The sequence below is a fragment of the Stutzerimonas stutzeri genome (assembly GCF_013522825.1).
Lineage (GTDB): Bacteria > Pseudomonadota > Gammaproteobacteria > Pseudomonadales > Pseudomonadaceae > Stutzerimonas > Stutzerimonas stutzeri_AK.
The window spans coordinates 1-265 of sequence record NZ_JAAMQZ010000116.1; the positions used below are offsets into that span (position 1 = coordinate 1).

The following is a 265-nucleotide window of genomic DNA, read 5'->3' on the forward strand; positions in this document are numbered from 1 at the left end:
GCGTCGATCGAGTCGGTTCTTGAACATTTACGCCAGCAAATCGCCGAGACGCTGGAGGCGATCAAGCAGCATTTCGACGACAACGATGACTTGCGCGGCCAGCGTGACCTGCTCACGAGCATCGACGGCATTGCTGAGCGGACGGCAGCACTTGTGCTGGCTGAACTGGGGGACATTCAACGCTTCGGCAGCAGCCGAGCGGTCACCGCCTTTGCAGGGCTCAATCCCAAGCTACAGGACTCGGGGATACTCAAAGGGCATGTGC

The 265-nt window shown here is 59.6% G+C and carries 1 protein-coding gene; it reads left to right on the plus strand.

The window, feature by feature from the left end; all coding sequences use genetic code 11:
* Positions 1 to 265, plus strand: a 265-nt coding sequence (locus tag G7020_RS23845) for a transposase (RefSeq protein ID WP_181087230.1), incomplete at both ends; no start/stop codon positions are given.